Origin of the sequence: Virgibacillus sp. MG-45 (genome assembly GCF_036409425.1) — a bacterium.
Taxonomy (GTDB): Bacteria; Bacillota; Bacilli; order Bacillales; family Amphibacillaceae; genus LDC-1.
The window spans coordinates 1-18782 of sequence record NZ_JAXOFU010000011.1 but is presented as its reverse complement, the minus strand read 5'-3'; the positions used below and the strand labels follow the sequence as shown (position 1 = coordinate 18782).

The window sequence follows — 18782 nt, the reverse complement described above, 5'->3', positions numbered from 1 at the left end:
ACGGTATAATGTATTCAGTTAAATAACGTTACTTAGTATAGCTTATCAACTTGTAAAAGTCAATTACTAATTAACGGTAGTTGGATGCGTCTATTCTGATTCCAGGTCCCATTGTTGACGTTACTGCTACATTACGCATGTAAGTACCTTTGGATGCCTGTGGCTTTGCTTTTACAATTGTTTCTGTAATCGCTTCGAAGTTTTCAACTAACTTCTCATTATCAAAAGAGATTTTTCCAATTGGCACGTGAATATTCGCTTGTTTATCTACACGATATTCTACTTTACCAGCTTTAATATCTTTTACCGCTTTTTCTACTTCAAAAGTAACTGTGCCTGTCTTAGGGTTCGGCATTAATCCTTTAGGTCCTAGTACACGGCCAAGCTTTCCAACTTCAGCCATCATATCTGGAGTAGCAACAATTACATCAAAGTCAAACCAACCTTGGTTGATTTTATTGATTAAATCTTGGTCTCCAACATAGTCAGCTCCAGCTGCTTCTGCTTCTTTTAGTTTTTCGCCTTTTGCAAAAACCAACACGCGTTGTGTTTTTCCAGTACCGTGCGGCAATACAAATGCACCACGAATTTGTTGATCCGCTTTTTTCGGATCAACTCCAAGACGGTATGCAACCTCAACCGTTTCGTCGAAGTTTGCTTTTGCCGTTTGCTTTAATAGCTCAACAGCTTCTTTAATATCATACGTTTTTGAACGATCAACAAGCTTTGCAGCTTCTTGATACTTTTTACCTCTTTTAGCCATTTAATATCCTCCTCTATTGTGGTTATAACGGTAATACCTCCCACTTATAAAAGCAAAGGCTTTTATAAAGCTTGCGTCAGCGATGCTTCCTGCAGGCAGGTAATTCCCACAAGAGCATCACCATACAACATAAACATAGTTTAGCTTGAATCAATCGATTCATACGAAAAGGTTGCGAGTCATTCATTCATTATTCGCAACCCTATTCCTTTAATCAAGCATTCATTAATCTTCGATGGTAATCCCCATACTACGGGCAGTTCCTTCAACCATACGCATTGCTGCTTCAACATCAGCTGCATTTAAATCTTGCATTTTTGTTTCAGCGATTTCTTTTACTTTATCACGCTTCAAAGTAGCAACCTTGTTTTTGTTAGGCTCACCAGAAGCTTTGTCAAGACCAGCTGCTTTTTTAAGCAATACTGCAGCAGGTGGAGTTTTTGTAATAAACGTAAATGAACGATCCTCAAAAACAGTAATTTCTACTGGAATGATTAAACCAGCTTGTTCTTGCGTACGTGCGTTAAACTCCTTACAGAATCCCATGATATTAATACCCGCTTGACCTAATGCAGGTCCTACTGGTGGTGCTGGGTTTGCTTTTCCAGCCGGGATTTGCAATTTAACTAATTTAATTACTTTTTTAGCCACGAGACACACCTCCTTAAAGTCCGTGATGTGGTAATAGGGGTGATTGTAATTTCCCCTCCCACTCTTATTACGCTCTGTACCTTAGTACAAGAACATGAATAACACAAGAATTTTAGCATGAAATATAGAAAAATGCAAGAGCTTATTCTACGCTTTATTCTTGGTTTCCGAATGAAACTTCTTAAATAGGAAAGGCTGATGACAAGCTACAGCTTTTCTATTTGAGAAAAGTCTAGCTCAACCGGGGTATCCCTTCCGAACATGTTCACATGCACTTTCACTTTTTGCTTATCCATATCAATATGCTCGATCGTTCCGGTGAAATTAGTAAAAGGACCATCAGCGACGCGCACATTTTCCTTCAACTCAAAATCTAGTTGAACAACAGGACCTGCCATTCCCATTCGTTTTAAAATCATATCTACTTCATCAGGTAAAAGCGGGGTCGGTTTTGTTCCACCTCCACTTGAACCAATAAAACCTGTTACACCGGGTGTGTTTCGAACAACATACCAAGAATCATCTGTCATAATCATCTCAGCAAGAACGTACCCTGGAAAAACCTTCTTTTTCGTTACCTTTTTCTTACCATCTTTAATTTCTGTTTCTTCATCCTCGGGAACAATAACACGAAAGATTTTGTCTTGCATCCCCATCGTTTCCACGCGTTTTTCAAGATTCGTTTTAACCTTGTTTTCATAGCCTGAATACGTATGCACCACATACCAATTTTTTTCCATTTTTTCAGGACAATTTTGCTTGTCCTTCCCTCCCTTTCGTTCATTCCTATTTTAAAAGAATAACAGCTAATGCAATCCTTTATAAAAAAGCAATTTAAAAAACCCGTCATATCCGGGTTTTTTGAGCGCGTTTAATTATATATCATTATAGCATATTGATTCGTTATTTATTCAAGAAAAAACGATGTTATTATTTACGAATTAATTCAATAAGCTGTGAAATACCTAAATCAACGATGAAAAAGAAAATTGCTACAAAAGCAACAGTTGAAATAACCGTAATCGTATAACCTGTTAACTCTTTTCCGCGTGGCCAACTAACCTTTTTCATTTCACGAGACACATTTTTTAGAAATTTAAACATAGTACCCCTCCAAACGACCGATAGAATGCAACTTTTACTTTGTTTCACGATGCAATGTATGCTTGCCACATACTTTACAAAATTTACGAGTTTCTAAGCGTGTAGATGAAGTAACTGCATTTTTATTAGTGGAATAGTTTCTGCTCGCACAGATAGTACACGCTAATGTTACCTTTTTATTCATATCTTCACCCCAAATTTGGGTTATAGCAACCAAATATAACGAATTATAGCTAATTCTAGTATAAAAAATAATCTAAAACTAGATTAGCACGGTTATACAATGCATGTCAACGCTCGCTTTAACAACCTAGAGGCTAATTCACCCCTATGTCACTTGATTCAAGCAATTGCTCGAGCTTTCGCTTTACACGCTGCAAAGCATTGTCTATCGATTTCACATGACGATTCAAGGCAACGGAAATTTCCTGATAGGTCTGTCCATCTAAGTACAAATGAAGCACTTTCTTTTCCAACCCGCTCAACAATTCTGATAATTTCAGTTCCATATCCCCGAATTTTTCACGATTCACTAATAGCTCCTGTGGATCAAACGCCTTAGAACCTGCGATCACATCAAGTAATGTACGGTCCGATTCTTCATCATAAATCGGCTTGTCCAACGAGATATACGAGTTTAATGGAATATGCTTTTGTCTTGTAGCTGTTTTTATCGCTGTAATAATTTGTCGCGTTATACAAAGCTCTGCAAACGCTTTAAATGATGAGAGCTTTTCTCCATCAAAATCGCGGATTGCCTTATATAAGCCAATCATACCCTCTTGGATAATATCTTCTTTGTCAGCCCCTATCAAAAAATATGTTCGAGCCTTTGCACGGACAAAGTTTTTATATTTATGAATAAGATAATCCAATGCATGGCTATTCCCCTGATGAATCAATATTATTACTTCCTCATCATCAAGCAGATGTATGTTTTCAGTGTCTACAAGTAATTGCTTGACGTTCACCCAGAATGACCCCCTGCCCATACTGCGTCAATTTAACAACATTATACTAGAAGCCCCTTTAGAACTCAACAGCAAACGACATATTTTATCCATATATTATTAAAATTTAAAAAATTCTCCATCCTTTTAGTTGCTTTTTGATTTACCAAAATCGACAAGACCGAATAGCGGGAGAAAGGGCAATTGCAACTATTTGCCAACCGCCCTTTTACTTCACGCCTCTTCGCCATTTTTCGAATACTTCTAGGATGTCCTTGTCTAATGGAATCGTTGATTTAGGCTGAATCTGTTTATGTGCTTGTACGCTTGCTTCGATTTCTCTTTCCACATCGTCCATCTCAATAAGAAGTTCTCGCGCTGATTTGCGTAATGCACCGCTTCCAAAAATTGTTCGCTGCTCATCATAATCAGATGTTGCGACGTACACCTGTGTTTTAACATTCTTCAGCTCTTTGACGAGTCTCTCAATACATTCATCAGCCGTTTCTTTTTCTTTTGTATAAATTACTTCAACGTTAAATTTTTCTGACTTACTTTCTACGCCGCGTACATAATAGGCATCAAACACAATGATCACCCGACAGCCTGCATAAGCTTGGTATTCCGCCATTTGTTCAATTAAGCGATCACGAGCTTGTCCGATGTCTTTTTCTTTTAAAATTCTCAGCTCTTCCCATGCGCCGATGATGTTATAGCCATCCACCACAAGAATTACCATGCTATTCACCAACCGGATATCTTTTGCGGAATACTTCATAAAGCAACAAACTACATGCAACTGATGCGTTTAAAGAGGATACATTTCCCTTCATTGGTAAGCTAACCGTCCAATCACACTTCTGTTTTACGAGTCGACTAATACCTTTTCCTTCATTGCCAATAACAACTGCAATAGGTAACGTTCCATCCAAGGAACGATAATCCTCTGTTCCATCAGCGGCAGTACCGACCACCCATACATTTCGTTGTTTTAATTCTTCTACTGTATTCGCTATATTTGTCACACGAACGACAGGAATATGCTCCATCGCACCTGCAGCTGTTTTCGCAACAGTAGCAGTAAGCCCCACTGATCGACGCTTCGGAATGATAACACCATGTGCGCCAACAGCGTCTGCCGTACGTAAGATAGAACCTAAGTTATGCGGGTCCTCCAACTCATCTAAAATGATAAAAAACGGTGCTTCTTTTCTACTGTTCGCCCGCTCAAATAAATCTTCGAGTGACGCATATTGATATGAGGCAACATACGCAATCACTCCTTGATGATTCCCATCTGACAGCTGGTCTAGTTTAGTTTTAGGCACACGTTGCACAATTGTTCCAGCTGCCTTTCCAAGTGCCTGAATTTTCCCTTGTACATTTGCATTTAATTGCTCTGATACAAACACTTTATTTACAGAACGACCAGATCGCAATGCTTCCATCACAGGGTTTTTACCAATAATCATTTCCTGATCCATCCTAATTCCTCCTTTCTATTGTTTACTTTGTTCGATAAATGCAATTGCTTTTTTTAACAGCTCTTCTAAACGTTCTTCATTCTTACTCAAATAATGGTAACCAATCAACGCCTCAAATGCCGTGCTGTATCGATAAGCTTGCACTGATGAATTTTTGGGGATAGAACCTGATTTTGCATTGCGCCCACGTGCAACAATGCGTCTCTCTTCCTCTGTTACAACATCTTGCTGTAACCAAGCTAAAATAACAGCGGCCTGTGCTTTTGCCGAAACAAATGTAATCGCTTGTTGATGCAGTTGATTCGGCTTTACCTGGCCCATTTGGATTAGATGCTCTCGAACAAATCGTTCATAAACTGCATCTCCCATATACGCTAACGTTAGACTTTTCATCTGTTTTACATCAATATCCATTAATTTCCCCGCTTCCAACGCACCCCTTGAGGTGTATCCTCCAAAATGATGTTTTGTTCCTTTAGCATGTCTCGGATTTCATCTGCTCGGGAAAAATCTCGGTTTTTTCGAGCTTGATTGCGTTCCTCGATTAATGCTTCAATATCCTGATCTAACAGTTCTTCCTCCGCTTTTAATTCAATCCCTAGAATTCGAAGCAAGGATGTTATTTCATCTACAAATGCATCAATAACGACCGTTGATGTTTGCTTTGATTGCAAATACACATTCGCCTCTTTTGTTAAATCGAACAAAACAGAAATTGCATTTGCTGTATTAAAATCATCGTCCATTGCCGCTTCGAATTGACGCTTATATTGGGAGATTGTTTGAAGCCACTTTTCCTCATCTTTCACAAGGTTTGTACTTGATTGCTTTCGATGCGTCAAGTTAGTTACTGCAGTTGTGATTCGTTCCAGGCTGTTTTTGGCTCCTTCAAGAAGTTCATCTGAAAAATTAATCGGGTGACGGTAATGTACACTCAGCATAAAGAATCGAACAACCTGAGGATCATGCTTTGCAATTAAGTCCCGAGCTAAAATAAAATTACCGAGTGATTTTGACATTTTTTCATTATCAATATTAATATATCCGTTGTGCATCCAGTAGTTAGCAAACGGCTTCCCATTCATTGCTTCCGATTGCGCTATTTCATTCTCATGATGCGGGAAAGCAAGATCCTGTCCACCAGCATGAATATCAATCGTATCACCTAAATATTTTTTGGCCATCGCAGAGCATTCGATATGCCAGCCTGGTCTTCCTTTACCCCAAGGAGCATTCCAAGCTATCTCTCCTGGTTTTGCACCTTTCCATAAAGCGAAATCGAGTGGGTCTTCTTTCTTTTCGCCAACTTGTATGCGCGCACCAGAACGAAGCTCATCTATCGACTGATGTGATAGTTTTCCATAACCCGGGAAGGAGCGCGGTTTAAAATATACGTCACCATCCACATCATATGCAAACCCTTTTTCAATCAACGCGCCGATAAAAGCAATAATATCATCCATTGTTTCTGTCACACGTGGATTATAGGTTGCCTCCTTTACTCCTAAATGGCAAACATCCTCCATATATGCTTCTATAAACCGATCAGCTACTTGCGGCACTTCTTCACCAAGCTCTTTCGCAGCGCGAATGATTTTATCATCCACATCGGTAAAATTTAGTACATAATCAACTTCATAGCCTCTGTATTCAAAATATCTTCGCACTGTATCAAAAACAATTGCCGGACGCGCATTTCCAATATGAATATAGTTATACACTGTGGGCCCACAAACATACATACTTACCTTTCCTTTTTGTAAGGGCTCGAATACTTCCTTTTTCCTTGTTAATGTATTATAAAGGCTAATCGTCATATTGCTCCCCCGCTTTCAATTCATGTAATTGTTTTGTTAATGCATCAATTTCCTTTTGAAGATGCTCACAGCGATCTTCCACAGGATCTGGCAATTTATGATGATCCAAATGGCCATCAACTTTCTTCCCTTTTTGTTTAACTACTCTTCCAGGAATTCCTACAACAGTCGCATCCTCTGGAACATCCTTTAATACAACCGATCCCGCTCCTACCTTTGCGTTTTTACCAATCGTAATCGAACCAAGCACCTTGGCTCCAGTTGCAATTAATACATTGTCTTCGATAGAAGGATGACGCTTTCCTTTCTCCTTCCCAGTTCCTCCGAGTGTAACGCCTTGGAATACAGTTACATCATCGCCGATTTCACATGTTTCTCCAATTACAATTCCCATCCCATGATCAATGAAAAATCTTCTTCCGATTTTAGCTCCTGGATGGATTTCAATTCCTGTAAAAAACCGACTCCATTGCGAAATAACGCGAGCAATAAAAAACCATTTTCGTTTATAAAAAGCATGCGCAACCCGATGTGCCCAAACTGCGTGTAAGCCCGAATAAGTTAAAAACACTTCTATATATGTGCGTGCTGCTGGATCCTGCTCAAACACAACATCCATATCCTCTTTCATTCGCTTAAATATGCCCAACTTCTATACCTCCCATACAGCAATCAAATCATATAAAAAGCGTCTCTGTGCATATATACACAGAGACGCTTTCGCGCGGTTCCACTCTGTTTGAGGATTGTTCCCCCAACTCCCGCTCCGATAACGGAAGAGCATCCGCCAACATGTACTCTCTTTTCCATGCCAGACTCCGAGGCGCATTTTAGAAAGAATGCTTTAAACCACTCTCAGCCATGGTGGTTCTCTCTGGATAAGCGATCCCTTTCCTACTTTTCCTCTTCTTCGTTCAATGATAATACTAATACTATATTACAATTTCACTTGAATGTGAATCATTTAAGCTCCTAATTGCTTTAACAGCTCATCTAAACGAGCAATAATTACTTCTTTTCCTAGTAGTTCAATTGCAAATGGCAGCTCTGGACCGTGTACTTGTCCAGTAGTAGCAACACGAATAGGCATAAATAGTTTTTTACCTCGATGTCCAGTTTCTTTTTGTGTCGCTTTGATTTGAGCTTTAATTGCATCTTTATCAAAGGATTCTAAGTGAATTAGCTTGTCGGTAAATACTTGGAGTACTTCAGGAACCTGCTCTTCTTTCAGCACTTCCATAGCCGCTTCATCATATGCAATCGCATCCTTGAAAAAGAGCTCGGTCAGCTCAACAATTTCCGCTCCATAACGTAATTGTTCACGATAAAGCGTAATAACATCTTCCGCCCATTTTCTAGTTTCTTTATCCATATCCGCTGGTAATTTACCCGCTTCAATTAAATGAGGCATTGCTAAAGCAATTACGTTTTCAAGCTCTGCCGCTTTAATATATTCATTGTTCATCCACTTTAACTTTTGTGGATCAAAAATCGCTGCTGAAGTAGATAAACGATTCGGATCAAAGATTTCAATCAATGTCTGTTTATCAAAGATCTCTTCTTCTCCAACCGGAGACCAGCCGAGCAATGTAATGAAATTAAACAATGCATCGGGTAAATAACCGAGATCATGATACTGCTCAATAAACTGCAAAATATGGTTATCACGTTTACTTAGCTTTTTACGATCTTCATTTAAAATAAGTGTCATATGCCCATATGTTGGAGCTTCCCAGCCGAATGCATCATAGATCATCATTTGTTTTGGTGTATTGGAGATATGCTCTTCACCACGTAAAACATGAGAAATTTGCATCAGATGGTCATCAATAACAACCGCGAAGTTATACGTAGGAATGCCATCCTTCTTCACAATTACCCAGTCACCAAAATCGCTTGATTCAAAGGAAATATCGCCTCTAACGATATCATTAAATGTATACGTCACCTGATCAGGCACACGAAAACGGATACTCGGCTGACGTCCTTCCGCTTCAAATTGTGCAATTTGCTCTGCAGTTAAGTCACGATGTGCTCCAGAATATTTTGGCACTTGCCCATTTGCACGTTGCGCTTCTCGCTCAGCTTCCAGTTCTTCTTCCGTCATATAACATTTATAAGCAAGACCTCGATCTAATAGCTCATTCACGTACTTCTCATAAATAGATAAACGCTCCATTTGACGATACGGTCCATAGTCTCCACCAGCATCTGCACCTTCATCCCATTCAATCCCGAGCCACTTAAGAAACTTTAGCTGACTTTCTTCGCCACCAGCAACATTTCTCTTTTGATCCGTATCCTCGATTCGAATGATAAATTTTCCATTAAAATGTCTTGCATACAAATAGTTGAATAAAGCGGTACGAGCATTTCCAATATGCAAGTGCCCTGTTGGGCTTGGTGCATAACGCACGCGAACTTCTTTTGACATGGTGGTTCCCCTTCCTCATAAAGTACAATTTTAGTTAAAACGGTACGAATCTATAATCATTACACTATCGCTATTTAAAAATGACCACGAATCGAATCATTTTATAAAACAGTAACAAAAAGCGATAACAATTTTTGTTATCACTTTTTATTCTATATCCATTATAAGTTATACCCTTTTTATAAGGCTTTTTCAAGTAATTTTGGTTTTGCAAAGATCATACGACCTGCAGATGTTTGAAGAACACTCGTAATAAGTACTTCGATTGTTTTTCCGATATAATTTCTTCCTTCTTCCACAACAATCATCGTACCATCATCAAGATAAGCAATTCCTTGATTCTGTTCTTTTCCATCTTTGATCACTTGTACAACAAGTTCTTCACCAGGTAATACAACGGGCTTTACAGCATTCGCTAAATCATTAATGTTTAAAACGCGGACCCCTTGAAGGTCACACACTTTATTTAAGTTGAAATCATTCGTAACTACAACACCATTAATCACTTTTGCAAGTTTAATTAGCTTGCTATCGACTTCCTGAATTTCCTCGAAATCTCCTTCATAAATTTCAACCTTAACCGGAAGCTCTTTTTGAATTCGATTGAGTACATCAAGTCCTCGACGACCTCGATTTCGTTTTAATACATCTGATGAATCGGCAATATGCTGTAATTCACCTAAAACAAATTGTGGGATTACAACCGTCCCCTCTAAAAAGCTCGTTTGACAAATGTCGGCAATACGCCCATCGATAATTACGCTTGTGTCTAATATCTTTGCTTTAGGGGTTGCAGTCTCAGCAGAATCGGCCTCTGTCACCATCCGCTTTTTGTCCCGTTCTTTTCGGCTAACATTCAACAGATTTACAAATTCGTCTCTCCGTCTAAATCCAACCTGAAATCCAAAGTAACCTAACAAAATCGTAATGAACAATGGGACTACTTGGGATACGAATTTAATATTAATATCCTGTAGTGGAATATTAATTAAATATGCAATCACTAATCCAATTATCAGCCCAAGACTACCAAAAAACAAATCTCCGACCGGGATTTTTATAAGCGCCTCTTCAATCCACTTTAAAAACCCTACAATATAATCAACAAGCCAGAACGAAATAAGAAATAAAATAATAGCACCCAATGCAGTTCCTAGAAAAGGGGAAGCGACCCATTTCATATCTGTGAAATCTAGGAAATTCACAATATCAGGTACATATAGATACCCTAGTGTTCCTCCAGTAATTAGAAAAAACAAATACACTACCTTCTTTAACAAACCTTTCACCTCCTACCCATTATTATTACCTATTACTATAAAAAAATAACCATTATTTTCAAATTGTCTAGTCTGTATCTATTAAATAATAGCACAGGTAAAAAAAACAATCAAACAAGTAAAAATAAAATTTTAACACACCGACAATTAAAAGTCAACCTTTTTTACTATTTTTCTCCAATTGATTCTATTTTATGTGTCTTTTGAATCATTTTGGTTGATTTGTAAAAAAAAGACACATATCATTCGCGTATCGTACCTATTTTTAATGCTTCTTGCACAGAGGATACACCGACAACCTCAATGTTCTTTGGTAGTGTCCAACCTTCCAAGTTCCTAGCTGGACATATGACTCGTTTAAATCCAAGCTTGGCAGCTTCTTGTACCCGTTGTTCTACGCGAGATACACGCCTAACCTCACCAGTCAATCCGACCTCTCCTATATAAATATCATCTGACCTGGTTGGTTGATCTCGAAAGCTCGAAGCAATACTAACCGCAATTGCTAAATCGATAGCAGGCTCGTCCAGCTTTACGCCACCAGCAACTTTAATATACGCATCCTGGTTTTGAAGCATTAAGCCAACACGCTTTTCTAGCACAGCCATTAATAGCGGTACACGGTTATGGTCAATTCCTGTTGCCATTCGCCTCGGATTCCCGAAGCTTGATGGCGAAACAAGCGCCTGTATTTCTACTAATACCGGTCGAGTCCCTTCCATAGAGGCGACAACAGTCGATCCTGCTGCTCCTTCAGAACGCTCTTCTAAAAATATTTCAGAAGGATTAAGCACCTCTCGCAGGCCTTCTTCCTTCATTTCAAAAATTCCCATCTCATTTGTACTACCAAAACGATTTTTAACACCGCGTAAGATGCGGTACGTATGATGCCGCTCGCCTTCAAAATACAACACTGCATCAACCATATGCTCTAGGAGTCGTGGACCTGCAATTGCTCCTTCTTTTGTAACATGGCCAACAATAAAAATAGGAATATTATTCATTTTAGCAATCCTCATGAGCTCTCCAGTACATTCTCTTACCTGTGAAACACTTCCCGGAGCACTGGTTACTTCCTCACGATAGATTGTCTGAATCGAGTCAATTACTACAAAGGAAGGCTGTAGTGCTTCGATTTGATTCGAAATGTCGAGTAAATTCGTTTCAGCAAGCACGTATAATTGATCAGCGGAAATGCCAAGCCGATCGGCTCTTAGCTTCGTTTGCCTAGCCGATTCCTCCCCAGAAATATAGAGAACAGAAAGATCTTTATGCGCAAGCTCTGAGGAAATTTGTAAAAGCAAGGTTGATTTTCCTATACCAGGATCACCACCTATTAATACAAGTGAACCGGGAACAATCCCACCACCTAACACACGGTCGAATTCCTTTAAAGACGTTGTAATACGTGGTTCTTTTTGTGATACAATCGAGGTTATTTTTTCAGGCTTGCCTACGGACTTCACCCCTCTTGCAAAACCACTTTGCTTGCCGGTTGCTTCCACTTCTTCAACCAATGTATTCCATGTATTGCAACCTGGACATTTCCCCATCCATTTCGCAGATTCATAGCCACATTCCTGACAAATGAACTTTGTTTTTCGTTTTGCCAAAGCACTCTTTCCTTTCTTCTATATTGTATACGATTTATGCGCCCGAAAAGTTACAATAACCTATCAATTGATTAAAAAAATTCCATAGTTATGCCACAAACTATCCGAAGCCCTATCTTCTCTTTCATTTTGATGCTTCTATCTTACCATTAATTAGCACTAGAAAAGAGAAAGAAAAAACCGGAAGCGCTTTTTCTTCCAGTTTTTCCTTCCATGAAAGTTGAGAATGCTTTACTTTTACGAAAGAACAATAAATTCTCCTTTATTGTTTAAGCCAATTTTTACTGTTTCACCCTTTTTAATCGTCCCCTGCAAGAGTGCCTCAGATAACAAGTCTTCTACATTCTTTTGAATCGAGCGACGTAATGGGCGCGCCCCATATTCCGGCTCAAATCCTTCGGCAGCAATCTTTTCTAAAGCCTTGTCGGTAAGTGTGAACAATATATCTTGTTCCTTTAATCGACGCTTTAGCTGATCAACCATTAAGGTAACTATTTTCTTCATATGTTTTTTCTCTAGTGAATGGAAAACAATCGTTTCGTCAATTCGATTTAAAAATTCAGGACGGAATGATTTTTTGAGCTCATCCATTACTTTCGCTTTCATATCCTTATATTCCTGGCCTTCATCTTCTAGATTAAAGCCGACATATTTGTTTCTTCTTAGCTCACTTGCTCCAACATTCGATGTCATAATTAAAACCGTATTTCGAAAATCAACGACTCTTCCTTTCGAGTCTGTTAATCGTCCATCCTCCAACACTTGTAAAAGGATATTAAATACTTCTGGATGTGCTTTTTCTATTTCATCCAGCAATACGACAGAATACGGCTTGCGACGTACCTTTTCCGTCAATTGCCCACCTTCGTCATAGCCTACATAGCCTGGAGGAGATCCTACCAGTCTAGACGTAGAATGTTTTTCCATGTACTCGGACATATCAATGCGAATCATCGCATCCTCATCCTCAAACATTGCTTCAGCCAATGCACGAGCCAGCTCTGTTTTACCAACACCTGTAGGGCCTAGGAAAATAAACGAACCTATTGGACGCTTTGGATCCTTTAACCCTGCTCTTGCACGACGGATAGCAGTAGAGATCGCTTTTACCGCTTCCTCCTGGCCAATAACGCGGTGATGTAAAATTTCCTCTAGCTTCAATAAGCGCTCACTTTCATCCTTTGTTAGCTTTGATACTGGAACACCAGTCCAAATAGATACAACACTTGCAATATCCTCTACCGTTACTTGCGAGCTTTCTTGTCCTTGCTTTTCCTTCCACTTATCCTTTGTTGCTTCTAGCTCTTCGCGAAGTCGTTGCTCTGAATCACGTAATGAAGCAGCTTTTTCAAATTCCTGGCTTTGCACTGCTGCATCCTTTTCTTTCCGCACTTCTTCCAGCTTTTCCTCTAGCTCTTTTAAATTCGGAGGAATCGTATACGAACGAAGACGTACTTTTGAACCCGCTTCATCAATTAAATCAATTGCTTTATCTGGTAAAAAACGGTCCGTAATATAACGATCCGATAAATTTGCCGCAGCCTCAATTGCTTCATCTGTAATTGTGACACGGTGATGTGCTTCATAACGATCGCGTAAGCCTTTCAATATTTGAATCGTTTCACCTAAGGTTGGCTCATCTACTTGAATTGGCTGGAAACGTCGTTCAAGTGCCGCATCTTTTTCAATATATTTGCGGTATTCATCAAGTGTTGTCGCGCCAATACATTGCAATTCTCCTCTAGCTAAAGAAGGTTTTAAAATATTTGAAGCATCAATAGCACCTTCTGCACCACCGGCACCGATTAATGTATGCAATTCATCTATAAATAAAATGATATTGCCTGCTTGACGAATTTCCTCCATCACTTTTTTTAAACGATCTTCAAATTCACCTCGATATTTCGTCCCGGCAACAACGGTCCCCATATCTAACGTCATTACGCGTTTATCGCGAAGTGTTTCCGGAACCTCGTTATTGACAATTTGCTGCGCAAGTCCTTCAGCAACGGCTGTTTTCCCGACACCTGGTTCACCAATTAAGACCGGATTATTTTTTGTTCTTCGACTTAAAACTTGAATGACACGCTCGATTTCCTTGCTGCGACCGATGACTGGATCAATATTTCCTTCTTTTGCGATATGTGTCAAATCACGTGCTAAAGAATCCAAGGTAGGTGTATTTGCGTTCGTTGCTTGACCTCTTCCTTGTCTTCCTGTTTGTGATTCATTACTTCCTAAAAGCTGAAGCACTTGTTGTCTTGCTTTATTTAAACTAACTCCTAAATTGTTTAATACCCGAGCGGCCACACCTTCTCCTTCGCGAATTAAACCGAGAAGAATATGCTCTGTTCCCACATAAGAATGACCAAGCTTTCTTGCCTCATCCTGTGAAAGCTCTACTACCTTTTTCGCTCGTGGTGTATAGTGAATCGTTTGCATAGGTTGCTTACCAACCCCAATGAGTTTCTCCACTTCTTCTTGTATCTTTGACACTTCTAGACCTAAAGCCTCTAACGCCTTTGCAGCTATTCCTTCTCCTTCGCGAACGAGTCCTAATAAAATATGTTCTGTACCGATATTATTATGCCCTAGTCTTACTGCTTCTTCTTGTGATAAGGCGAGTACTTTTTGTGCTCTTTCTGTAAAGCGCCCAAACATCATATACCATTACCTCCTACATTCAATCTTCATAAATACGTTATTATTGTTGTGTTCGTTTTGTTACGATAGCCACTCTTGGAACTATTAATCATTTATTTGACTCGAGCGCTAACCGTTCTCGAATTAAAGATGCACGCATGAAATCTCGTTCTTCAGCGGTTAAGGTTCGTTGCGCATAATGCTGTAAAAAACCAGGCTGTGTTAATACAACTAATTCATTCAAAATGGTCCGTGAAATATTTTCAATCAAACCAAGGTCAATTCCCAACCGAACATTTGATAACCGATTAGCTGCTTCCTTCGACTCCATGATTCTACTATGCTTTAGCACTCCATATGAGCGAAAAATTCGATCTTCCAGTGTATAACGAGACTGCTCCATTAGCCTATTCCTTGCTACTCGCTCATGTTCAATGAGTTGCTGAACAACACTTTGCAAATCTTCAATAATGTCTTGTTCAGATTTTCCAAGCGTAATTTGATTGGAAATTTGAAAAAGGTTTCCTAACGCCTCACTACCCTCTCCATAAATACCTCTGACGACCAAACCTAGTTGATTAATAGCTGGAATCATGCGATTTAATTGCTTTGTTAACGCTAATGCTGGCAAGTGCATCATAACAGATGCTCGCATGCCGGTACCTACATTTGTCGGACAGCTTGTTAAATACCCTTTCGTTTCATCAAAGGCATAATTGATGTTTTCTTCTAACCAATCATCAAATTCAAATGCCTTTTCCAACGCCTTTGTTAATTGTAAGCCCGGATAATATAATTGAACGCGCAGATGATCCTCCTCATTAATCATGACAGAGACTTGTTCATTTTTTGAGATAAGCGCAGCAGCAGAAGTAGCATTTTTTACTAATAATGGACTGATTAAATGTTTTTCTACAAGCACCCTTTTTTCAATTGCTGTCAAGTCGCGAATTGAAATGAACTCAAAATCCTCATATTCCTGAAACGACTTATGAGCATAAGCTTGGAAATAATTTCGAATATCGTCTAATTCCTGAGCATCTGCGACAATAGGAAATACATAATCAGAAAAATTACGAGCTAGCCGAATACGACTGCTAAGCACAATATCACTATCCGGACCATCCTGACGCATCCACGGACTTATCGCTTCATTCATGAAATGCTGTAGCGTCATTCATTATCACCTGCTTTTTTTGCTTGAATCTGTTTTTCCAAGTCTTTAATTTTATCTCTTACGGTTGCCGCTTTTTCAAACGCTTCCTGCTGAATTAATTGCTGTAGTTCGTCTTTATACGCATGTAGTTGCTTTTTTAAATGTAAATTGCCGCCTTTGCGCTTTGGAATTTTTCCATGATGCTTCGTATTCCCACTATGGACGCGACGAAATATCGGATCAAGCCGATCGGAAAACGTATGATAGCATTCCGCACAGCCAAATTTCCCAGTTTGTTTAAATTGGGCAAAGGTTAACTTACATAGAGGACATTGTAAATCGGTCACCTGTTGAAGCTGTTTTCCCATAGATGGGTTATCAAAATTGAAAAGGCCTGTTAACAAATTATGCAGTGAATAGCCTTCTTCTGGGTATGTCACATAACCTTTCTCTTTCGCACAAACATCACAAACATGCACTTCCGTCTTATTGCCATTGATGACTTGTGTAAAATGTAAGGTAGCTGGACGTTCATGACAATCCTGACATTCCATTGATTATCTCCCCTTTTAAAATGCTGTGACAGCATCGAAAATCATTTAATCATGCAGGTATTTTAACGTAGAAAGCATCGCTGTTAATATACGTGACCGCACTTCATCGCGAAGGGGTAATTGAAATGCCAATGTACTTCTTTCAACAGCACTCACCATCAACCTCGCTTCACGCTCTGTTATGATTTTTTCCTCCAGCAACCTTTCTAAAACGTTAATTGCAGCCTGCTGTGTAACTTTAGGGTTTATTAATTGTATGATTTCATCAATCAATTCAGACTTGTCCTGATACTTCACGCGAATGATGCGAATATATCCACCACCACCACGTTTACTTTCGACTATATATCCTTTTTCAATTGTAAATCGTGTATTAATAACGTAATTTATTTGAGAAGGAACACATTGAAATTGATCGGCTATCTCACTTCGCTTTATTTCAATGGAATTTCTTCCTTTGGCTTGCAGTATTTGTTTTAAGTATTGTTCAATTACATCTGAAATATTGCTCATGAGTTCACCTCCTATCGTAACCCATTTCATGTATTAGCATTTTTGACTTTGACTATCTTTGACTATGTAATTATTATACGACAAATCCATTCAGAAGAAAACCACTATCTACCTCCATTTTACCCAAGCTAGCATAAGAAAAAACATTTGAACTAAAAATAAAACTTCATTTATTTAGAAGTTCTACAAAAAGAAGCTTATTAATCGTTACTATTTTCATGTAACAACTAATAAGCTTTTTCTACGTTCGTTCCATAATACTCCGTACCTGTTCTATTTTAGATAGCTCTTCAAAAATAGTGAGTCTATTTAATTGATTATCTTTTTCTATTTTTATAAAGATGTTCCGTAAATCATTTTCAATTTGAACAACTTCTACCTTTTTAATTGATACATCATATCGTTCTAAAACAGCAAGCACTTCATTAACTTGTAAGTCTCGCTGCACCGTAATTTCAACAATAATTGATGAACGCCCTTTTCTAAATAATTTCTCAAAGTTATTTAAAAAAATTAAGCTTAGTAAAATAAACAATGTCGTTAAAATAGCAATTCCATACATTCCTGCTCCTACAACTAAACCAAGTCCAGCCACCGCCCAAATAGATGCAGCTGTCGTTAAACCACGTATCGTTCCACCATAAACCATAATTGTACCTGCACCAAGAAAACCGATCCCACTAATCACATAAGAAGGAATACGTGCAGGATCAAAACGAATGTTGTCATAGCGATCAATGTAATGCTCAAATCCATACAACGACAAAATCATCATTAAACAGGATGCAATGCCAACTAGTATATGTGTTCGAAAGCCTGCAGAGTGGTTTTTAAGTTCACGCTCAAAACCAATTAATCCAGAAAGGACAAGCGCCAAAAACAAGCGACCAGCAATTAATAAAAAATGATCACCTAACATATTTTGTACAAAACTAATCACCGCTTCCTCCCCCCTGTTAGTAGCTATATAATTTATTGTACAATAACATTATAAAATAACCCATTAAATCTAAAGACAATACAATATCTATTTATATGTTAATAGCTCGTGAATATTTATAAAGATGAAGTTTTTTTAAAGGAGAGAACAAATAATGAGCAATGATTGGTTAAATTGGGCAAGAAAAATACAAGCAATTGCACAATCTGGATTAAGCTTTACAAAAGACAAATATGACGAAGAGCGCTATACAGAACTTTTAAATATTAGTGCCGAAATAATGTCCAAGCATACGAATGCAACAATGACCTATATTGAGGATTTATACGCAAATGAAATTGGCTATCAAACTCCAAAAATTGACGTCCGAGGTGTAGTGTTTAAAAATAATACGTTGCTTCTCGTTCAAGAAAAATCTGACGGAAAATGGGCATTACCAGGAGGGTTTTGTGATGTAGGGCTTTCCGCAGCCGAAAATATAATAAAAGAAATTAAAGAAGAAGCAGGTTGCATCGTAACGACCGAAAGATTACTCGCACTATTAGATAATAACAAGCAAAACCATCCACCACAAGCATTTCAGTACTATAAAATTTTTATCCAATGCAAAATTATTTATCAAGAAGAAGCAAGCAACTTAACAGAAACTTCTAATGTAGGTTTTTTTACAAAGGATAATATTCCCCCACTTTCTACGGGACGAAATACAAAACAACAAATCCATAAGCTCTTTGAGTTTTTAAATGATCCTTGTAAGCCTGTTTGGTTTGATTGATCTATATTGTTTACAAAATAAAAAAAGTCAGGTTCTATGACCTGACTTTTTTTCGCCTGGCGGCGTCCTACTCTCACAGGGGCAATGCCCCAACTACCATCGGCG

Annotated in this window: 20 protein-coding genes and 2 other annotated features (1 of these 22 running past the window's edge); of the genes, 1 reads left to right on the top strand and 19 read right to left on the bottom strand. The window is 38.6% G+C overall.

Translation table 11 applies throughout. The features are described from left to right. Positions 1-22, bottom strand: a sequence feature (ribosomal protein L10 leader region); it reaches 119 nt to the left of the window's first position. Positions 23-70: 48 nt separating this feature from the next. The 19 genes from rplA to SPK86_RS12200 form a co-directional block, all read right to left on the bottom strand. Next, positions 71-763 (bottom strand): 50S ribosomal protein L1, encoded by a 693-nt coding sequence (gene rplA, locus SPK86_RS12290; RefSeq protein ID WP_284141002.1) that lies wholly within the window; start codon positions 761-763, stop codon positions 71-73. Between the two features lie 225 nt (positions 764-988). After that, positions 989-1414, bottom strand: coding sequence for a 50S ribosomal protein L11 (rplK, locus tag SPK86_RS12285; RefSeq protein ID WP_284141001.1), 426 nt, complete (start codon positions 1412-1414; stop codon positions 989-991). A 206-nt stretch (positions 1415-1620) separates the two neighbouring features. After that, complete coding sequence (nusG, locus tag SPK86_RS12280) at positions 1621-2154, bottom strand: transcription termination/antitermination protein NusG (RefSeq protein ID WP_284141000.1); 534 nt, start codon at positions 2152-2154, stop codon at positions 1621-1623. A 190-nt stretch (positions 2155-2344) separates the two neighbouring features. Further along, positions 2345-2518, bottom strand: coding sequence for a preprotein translocase subunit SecE (gene secE / locus SPK86_RS12275; protein WP_284140999.1), 174 nt, complete (start codon positions 2516-2518; stop codon positions 2345-2347). Positions 2519-2552: 34 nt separating this feature from the next. Further along, positions 2553-2702 (bottom strand): 50S ribosomal protein L33, encoded by a 150-nt coding sequence (rpmG, locus tag SPK86_RS12270; RefSeq protein WP_284140998.1) that lies wholly within the window; start codon positions 2700-2702, stop codon positions 2553-2555. Between the two features lie 133 nt (positions 2703-2835). Further along, positions 2836-3489, bottom strand: a complete 654-nt coding sequence (gene sigH, locus SPK86_RS12265; protein WP_284140997.1) for an RNA polymerase sporulation sigma factor SigH — start codon at positions 3487-3489, stop codon at positions 2836-2838. A 208-nt stretch (positions 3490-3697) separates the two neighbouring features. Further along, positions 3698-4207, bottom strand: coding sequence for an NYN domain-containing protein (locus SPK86_RS12260; RefSeq protein ID WP_284140996.1), 510 nt, complete (start codon positions 4205-4207; stop codon positions 3698-3700). 1 nt (position 4208) lies between these two features. Then, positions 4209-4952, bottom strand: coding sequence for a 23S rRNA (guanosine(2251)-2'-O)-methyltransferase RlmB (rlmB, locus tag SPK86_RS12255; protein WP_284140995.1), 744 nt, complete (start codon positions 4950-4952; stop codon positions 4209-4211). A gap of 15 nt (positions 4953-4967) precedes the next feature. Further along, positions 4968-5366 carry a Mini-ribonuclease 3 gene (locus SPK86_RS12250; RefSeq protein ID WP_330949488.1) on the bottom strand — a complete coding sequence of 133 codons (399 nt, stop codon included), beginning with the start codon at positions 5364-5366 and terminating at the stop codon, positions 4968-4970. Continuing rightward, complete coding sequence (gene cysS, locus SPK86_RS12245) at positions 5366-6769, bottom strand: cysteine--tRNA ligase (protein WP_330949487.1); 1404 nt, start codon at positions 6767-6769, stop codon at positions 5366-5368. Before cysS ends, SPK86_RS12250 begins: the two co-directional genes overlap by 1 nt. Then, positions 6759-7418, bottom strand: a complete 660-nt coding sequence (gene cysE, locus SPK86_RS12240) for a serine O-acetyltransferase (protein ID WP_284140992.1) — start codon at positions 7416-7418, stop codon at positions 6759-6761. Before cysE ends, cysS begins: the two co-directional genes overlap by 11 nt. A 58-nt stretch (positions 7419-7476) precedes the next feature. Next, positions 7477-7689: a binding site (T-box leader), on the bottom strand. A 44-nt stretch (positions 7690-7733) separates the two neighbouring features. Beyond that, entirely contained in the window at positions 7734-9203 is a 1470-nt protein-coding gene (gltX, locus tag SPK86_RS12235) for a glutamate--tRNA ligase (protein ID WP_330949486.1), read from the bottom strand. A 179-nt stretch (positions 9204-9382) separates the two neighbouring features. After that, positions 9383-10483: a PIN/TRAM domain-containing protein gene (locus tag SPK86_RS12230; RefSeq protein WP_284140990.1), complete on the bottom strand. Its 1101-nt coding sequence runs from the start codon at positions 10481-10483 to the stop codon at positions 9383-9385. A gap of 242 nt (positions 10484-10725) precedes the next feature. After that, positions 10726-12096: a DNA repair protein RadA gene (gene radA, locus SPK86_RS12225; RefSeq protein ID WP_284140989.1), complete on the bottom strand. Its 1371-nt coding sequence runs from the start codon at positions 12094-12096 to the stop codon at positions 10726-10728. 237 nt (positions 12097-12333) lie between these two features. Continuing rightward, positions 12334-14760 (bottom strand): ATP-dependent protease ATP-binding subunit ClpC, encoded by a 2427-nt coding sequence (clpC, locus tag SPK86_RS12220; protein WP_284140988.1) that lies wholly within the window; start codon positions 14758-14760, stop codon positions 12334-12336. Positions 14761-14848: 88 nt separating this feature from the next. Continuing rightward, the gene (locus SPK86_RS12215) at positions 14849-15916 is read right to left on the bottom strand and encodes a protein arginine kinase (protein WP_330949485.1); all 1068 of its coding nucleotides are present in this window, start codon (positions 15914-15916) and stop codon (positions 14849-14851) included. Beyond that, a complete protein-coding gene (locus SPK86_RS12210; protein WP_284140986.1) occupies positions 15913-16449 on the bottom strand; it encodes a UvrB/UvrC motif-containing protein in 537 nt (178 codons plus the stop codon). The genes SPK86_RS12215 and SPK86_RS12210 overlap by 4 nt, the downstream gene beginning before the upstream one ends. Before the next feature lie 45 nt (positions 16450-16494). Beyond that, positions 16495-16962: a CtsR family transcriptional regulator gene (locus tag SPK86_RS12205; protein ID WP_284140985.1), complete on the bottom strand. Its 468-nt coding sequence runs from the start codon at positions 16960-16962 to the stop codon at positions 16495-16497. A 241-nt stretch (positions 16963-17203) separates the two neighbouring features. Further along, a complete protein-coding gene (locus tag SPK86_RS12200) occupies positions 17204-17902 on the bottom strand; it encodes an MgtC/SapB family protein (RefSeq protein ID WP_284140984.1) in 699 nt (232 codons plus the stop codon). Positions 17903-18056: 154 nt separating this feature from the next. Between SPK86_RS12200 and SPK86_RS12195 the strand changes: the two genes are divergently transcribed. Continuing rightward, the gene (locus tag SPK86_RS12195) at positions 18057-18677 is read left to right on the top strand and encodes an NUDIX hydrolase (RefSeq protein ID WP_284140983.1); all 621 of its coding nucleotides are present in this window, start codon (positions 18057-18059) and stop codon (positions 18675-18677) included. Positions 18678-18782: the final 105 nt, after the last annotated feature.